Genomic DNA, 5,037 nt, shown 5'->3' on the forward strand with positions numbered 1-5,037 from the left:
AAGAAGGCGACGTGGCCTAGGCTTAGCTGTCCCGTGTAACCGAGCAGTAAGTTCAGGCTCATCGCCGCGATGATGAAAATGCCCGCGCTGATCAGGACGTGCATAAAATACTGATCCGTAAGCCAAACCGGGATTGAACAGAGGAACACGACCCACAGCCAGGTTGCCCAGCACTTCATCCAATGCGCTCCGCACGGGCGAAGAGACCGGTTGGCTTGTAGATCAGGACCGCGATGATTATGAGAAAGCCTATGGCGTCCCGGTAACCGGAGGAGATATAACCGGCTCCCATTTCTTCTACCAGGGCCAAAATGAGCCCGCCCAAAGCTGCTCCCATGAAGTTGCCTAGTCCACCCAGTATTACGATGGCGAAGGCTTTGAGCGCGACCATGTCCCCCATGGTAGGGGAGAGCACGAAGACGGGTCCGAGCAGCGCGCCTGCTGCTGCCGCAAGACCCGAGCCTAAAGCGAAGGTGGCCATGTGAATGGCGTTGATGTTGACTCCCATGAGTGCCGCGGTCTCACGATCTTGGAAGGTCGAGCGCATCGCTTTTCCCAGTCTTGTCTTATGAATGAGTAGGTGTGCCGCGACGATCAACAGCACGGCGATCACGAAAACGAACACCCGTATCCATGAGATCGAGATCGGTCCCAACACCAGCGGATCGACTGGAAAAGGATGCGCTACAGATTTTGCAACTCCACCCCCTACCAGCAGCTCAGTATTCTGCATGGCGATCCAGGCGCCGGTCATGACGAGCATGGTGGTATCTACACTGGCATCCCGAAGCGGGCGCAGCAGTACGAACTCGACAGCCGCACCGAGCACAAGACCAAGCATGACTGCAGCAAAGAGCGATAAGAAGAAATTAAGTTCCAACACCATGGCAAACAGGTAGACCATGTACGCGCCGAAGGTATAGAACTCGCCATGAGTGAAGTTCACGATCCGCATGATGCCGAAGATGAGAGTCAGCCCGATGCCGAGGAGAGCGTACGTCCCCCCCAAGACCAGGGCGTTCACGAGATGTTGCAGGAACTGATCCAAGCAGCTGGCCCCTTCATCGAGACTGAGAGTTGTGCAGAAAGCTCTGCCGAATTTCTAGCGATTCCGGTGCAAGTAATCTCGGGGCTTGGCTAAGCTCTGTTAGGGCAATGCGACCTTCCCGTCTCTGATCGTCACGACGTAGACATTCGGCGCGTTCTGCGCGCTCTCGCTGCCTTCTGGTCCTTGCTTGATAAAGCTGATGTTGCCGTTGATACCCCTGACATTGACATCCCAGAGAGCCTGGCGAATGGCGTCCGGCTCAGCTGATCCGGCCGCCTCGATACCCGCCGCGATCGTCATAATACCGTCGTAGCCTCGAAAGCCCTCGGTCAAGCCCGCGAAATCGTGCTCCCGATTGTTCCACTCGGCAACGAACGCCTTTGCTACGTCGGGATTGGGGACCTCCTCGGGAAACCAAGGAACGAAAAACAGAAGGTGAAATGTCCCCTCGGCTGCATCTCCAGCCTGCTCGATGAGCTGACTCGGAGAGGAGGAGCCGCCCGTGGTGATGATCCGGTGCGTGAGTCGCTGTTCTCTGGCCTGTTTCAACACCAACGTGATCTGTTCGACGCCCGTGGTCAGGAACAAGGTGTCACCGTCGGATGCCTTGATTTTGGCCAGCTGGGCACTCAGGTCCTGGGCCCTCGCGTCCATTGTCTCGATCACCCCTACCTCGATGCTGTTGCGCTCAAGCATCTCGGCGAATCGATCTGCAGCGCCACGGCCCCAATCGTTGTTAACGACGAGAAAATCAGCTTTTGCGATACCGAAGTCAGCTACCTTCGCGCTGAACGCTTCGGCTTCCATGGCAGAAGTAGGGCTGATTCTAAAAATCCATGGGTTGGCTGAGGTGGTGATCTTGTCCGAGGATGACGTTTCCACGACCATGGGAACACCGTGCTCTATTAGCCTCGGCATTACAGCCAAGGTGTAAGTCGAACTCCAAGCTCCCATGAGCACAGAGACGCGATCGCGCATGATCAGTTTTTCGACGCTTGCAACGGCCTCCCTGGGATTGCTTTTGTTGTCCTCGATAAACAGTTGGACTTCTTTTCCCAGGAGGCCGCCGGAGTCGTTGAGAAAGGTCGCAGCGATCTCAGCACCCTGGACAACGTAATTTCCTGATGCGGCAACCGGTCCCGTGAGCGGCTGCGTGACGCCTATTCTGATCGTATCATCGTCGCTGCCTGTACTGCACGCAACGATCACCGCAGCTCCGAGCAACAGCCATACTAGTTTGGCACTGGTTCTCATTCTCTAATCCTTGGCACGGAACTACGAGTTATTTAAGGCCTCCCATAACTAATTCAGCGAAGTTCTATCGATACGGTAACGCTAGGTTCAAGCTCCCATCATATAGCATCGCGTCGAACACCTTGAGTCTATCCCCGCTATCGAATGGCTATCGGCCGTAGCGGTGAGCCGGTAGCGCCTTTAAACGGGATCGGCGTGACGATGAACAAGAATTCACTGACCCCGTCGGAGACTAGCTCTTCGAATTTCAGGTTCTCCACGATAAATATCCCATTGTAAGTGATGAGCTCCTGATGGACCGGGAAGAATAGCTCCGGATCAGGGTTGGGAACCACCTCGCCGGTCCATGAATCACTACCCACCGCAACTGCTTGATGCCGGACGACCCACCTCGCAACGTCCAGTCCAATTCCCGGCGGATTGTGGCTGTACGCCTCGGGCTGTCGCCAGAGCTGCGACCATCCGTAACGGAACAGGACCGCATCACCCGCGTGTATGTCTGCTTCGGACATGCCCTGCCTCGCAAGGGCGCCCTCCACGTCTGCTACCGTGACCTCGTAGCTGTTGGGCAATCTGTCGACGCCCTTGTAGCCAGCGACATCGATCAGAACGCCGCGCGTAATAATGGGCTTCATGTGCTCGATGCCGAGCTTCTGCACCCCGTGGGGCGCATCCATTTCCGTGGCGGTGAAACCGTTGTAGAAAACGAGCTCGACTTGGCCATCCGCCATAGTGACTTCCCGGCCGATGTGACCCACCCCGTCGAACTGTGTACCAACGTGGCCAATCTCGCCGCTCATAAACTCTTCATATCCTGCGATGCGATTGCTTCCCTCGGCGGGAGCCTTGATGGGAACTCGCATGGAGTACGTACGTTGACCGAATAGTGGCATCCCGCTCTCATAGAGTTGTCCAAGCTCGTAGATTTTGCCTGTTCTGACTAACTGTGTTGCCTCCATCACCTTGGCGGGCGTAATCCAATTTGAGGCCCCCGCCTGGTCTTCCGGTCCCCAGTCGGGATTTGGCCACCATGGGCCTGACACGCGAGTCTGGGCAATGACCAGGAGTGGTAAAATCCACGCAAGAAGCCCGATGCTGACGATTGAATTTTTCATTGCATACTTCCCCAGTGGTGTCGTTGAACCTTTTCCAGGACTCTACTGTATGGACTCCACGATTAACAATAACTGCACGTAACCACTCCAGTGTGTTTCCTGCCAGTTCAGAGCGGGTTATCCCCTTGTTTCGAGAAAGCTCGCAAGCACGTCGCGGAGCACGGGTTTCAACTTCCTTGCCTTTAACTCCGTATACGGAAATCCTTCTATTCCCTCCATATAGCTCCGTTGAGCAATTTCCATCTGTACTGCGTGGACATGGTCAGCAGGCCTCCCGTAACGACGGATAACGTAACCGCCCACGAAGCGGCCATTTACCGTTGACGAGAATTCGGATGCGTCGATGACACGGACAATCGCAGTCTGGCTATCGCGCCTACAGCTCTGTCCCCATGCAGTGCCGAGATTCAAGTCAGGCAGGCAACCTTCAAACAAACGCGGCACCGACGATGCTATGGAGTGAGCGTCGTAGAGTAATGCGTAGCCATGGGCCTTCTTGATCCGCGCAAGCTCTTCGGCAATCTTGTCATGGTATGGCCGCCAATAACGCTCCAGGCGGCTTGCTATTTCATCCTCCCCAAGCGATTGCCCGTCCGCATACAACGGTGTGCCGTCGAACAGCGTTGTCGGGCACAAACCGGTCGTCGGCTGCCCGGGATAGAGGCTCTCGCCGCCGGGCGGACGGTTGAGATCCACGACATAACGGCTGAAATTGGCACTGAGCACGGAAGCGCCCATATCTCTGACGAAATCATACAACCGAGGCACGTGCCAATCTGTGTCCTGCAGACTTTTTGCTCGTTCACTCAAGCACTGAAAAATAGGTCTTGGTATGTTAGTGCCTGAATGCGACATGGTGACCAAAAGCGGCGTTGGGCCGCGGTGGTAATCGAATACATCGCTCATAGAGGCCGTTCTAAGTATTCATTTATCCATGAGCCAAATACGCCTTCCCGTATCAAAGCAGCCACGGCTTCGAGGTCGGGCTGGAAATACCGATCCTGCTTCCACCTGGCGGCCACGCGGCGGATGTGACCATGAGCTTTCTCAACCGTGGGGTTGGATCTCAACGGTCGGCGCAGGTCGAGACCCTGGGCCGCAGCGAGCAGCTCTATGGCGACAACATAGCGGGTGTTGTCGTTCATATCGGCAAGACGCCGCGCGGCGAATGTCGCCATGCTTACATGGTCTTCCTGATTGGCCGCCGTAGGCAGGCTATCTACGCTTGCGGGATGGGCCAAGGATTTATTCTCGCTGGCCAGCGCCGCGGCACTTATCTGGGCGACCATAAAACCTGAATTAAGTCCCGCATCTTCCACCAGGAAAGGCGGTAGCTGGCTGAGGCTGGAATCAATCAACAGTGCTACGCGTCGCTCGGATAAGGCACCTATTTCTGCGATGGCAAGCGCAAGGTTGTCCGCTACCATGGCGATCGGCTCGGCGTGAAAATTGCCGCCCGACAAGATCTGCCCCTGGTCGACAAACACCAGCGGGTTATCAGAAACTGCGTTCGCCTCAATCTCCAAACATGACGCTGCGAAGCGCATTTGATCCACGCAGGCCCCCATCACCTGCGGCTGACAGCGTAGGGAATACGGATCCTGCACCCGGTCACAATCG

7 protein-coding genes are annotated in these 5,037 nt (G+C 56.0%); 1 reads left to right on the forward strand and 6 read right to left on the reverse strand.

Annotated elements, in window-relative coordinates; translation table 11 throughout:
- Positions 1–179: branched-chain amino acid ABC transporter permease (locus O6944_06015; GenBank protein MCZ6718689.1), on the reverse strand; the 179-nt coding region annotated here is incomplete at its 3' end.
- Positions 176–1,024, reverse strand: a complete 849-nt coding sequence (locus O6944_06020; protein ID MCZ6718690.1) for a branched-chain amino acid ABC transporter permease — start codon at positions 1,022–1,024, stop codon at positions 176–178. The genes O6944_06020 and O6944_06015, both read right to left, overlap by 4 nt.
- On the opposite strand from O6944_06020, the gene O6944_06025 reads away from it, so the two are divergent.
- Complete coding sequence (locus O6944_06025; protein ID MCZ6718691.1) at positions 932–1,141, forward strand: hypothetical protein; 210 nt, start codon at positions 932–934, stop codon at positions 1,139–1,141. The two genes, O6944_06020 and O6944_06025, sit on opposite strands and share 93 nt — an antisense overlap.
- Positions 1,142–1,147: 6 nt before the next feature.
- On the opposite strand, the gene O6944_06030 is transcribed toward O6944_06025, so the two are convergent.
- The 4 genes from O6944_06030 to O6944_06045 form a co-directional block, all read right to left on the reverse strand.
- The gene (locus O6944_06030; protein MCZ6718692.1) at positions 1,148–2,302 is read right to left on the reverse strand and encodes an ABC transporter substrate-binding protein; all 1,155 of its coding nucleotides are present in this window, start codon (positions 2,300–2,302) and stop codon (positions 1,148–1,150) included.
- Between the two features lie 137 nt (positions 2,303–2,439).
- Positions 2,440–3,417, reverse strand: a complete 978-nt coding sequence (locus tag O6944_06035; GenBank protein ID MCZ6718693.1) for a cyclase family protein — start codon at positions 3,415–3,417, stop codon at positions 2,440–2,442.
- A 117-nt stretch (positions 3,418–3,534) separates the two neighbouring features.
- Positions 3,535–4,323, reverse strand: a complete 789-nt coding sequence (gene hutG, locus O6944_06040) for an N-formylglutamate deformylase (protein MCZ6718694.1) — start codon at positions 4,321–4,323, stop codon at positions 3,535–3,537.
- The coding region (locus O6944_06045) for an aromatic amino acid lyase (protein ID MCZ6718695.1) at positions 4,320–5,037 on the reverse strand (718 nt) is incomplete at its 5' end. The genes O6944_06045 and hutG, both read right to left, overlap by 4 nt.

The sequence above is a fragment of the Gammaproteobacteria bacterium genome (assembly GCA_027296625.1).
In the GTDB taxonomy this organism is placed as follows: domain Bacteria; phylum Pseudomonadota; class Gammaproteobacteria; order JAKEHO01; family JAKEHO01; genus JAKEHO01.

Excerpts from the sequence above, each read along its gene's own strand:
- O6944_06025 (MCZ6718691.1), top strand. The coding sequence starts at position 932 with ATGAGTGAAGTTCACGATCCGCATGATGCCGAAGATGAGAGTCAGCCC.
- O6944_06030 (MCZ6718692.1), bottom strand. The coding sequence starts at position 2,302 with ATGAGAACCAGTGCCAAACTAGTATGGCTGTTGCTCGGAGCTGCGGTG.
- O6944_06035 (MCZ6718693.1), bottom strand. The coding sequence starts at position 3,417 with ATGAAAAATTCAATCGTCAGCATCGGGCTTCTTGCGTGGATTTTACCA.
- hutG (MCZ6718694.1), bottom strand. The coding sequence starts at position 4,323 with ATGAGCGATGTATTCGATTACCACCGCGGCCCAACGCCGCTTTTGGTC.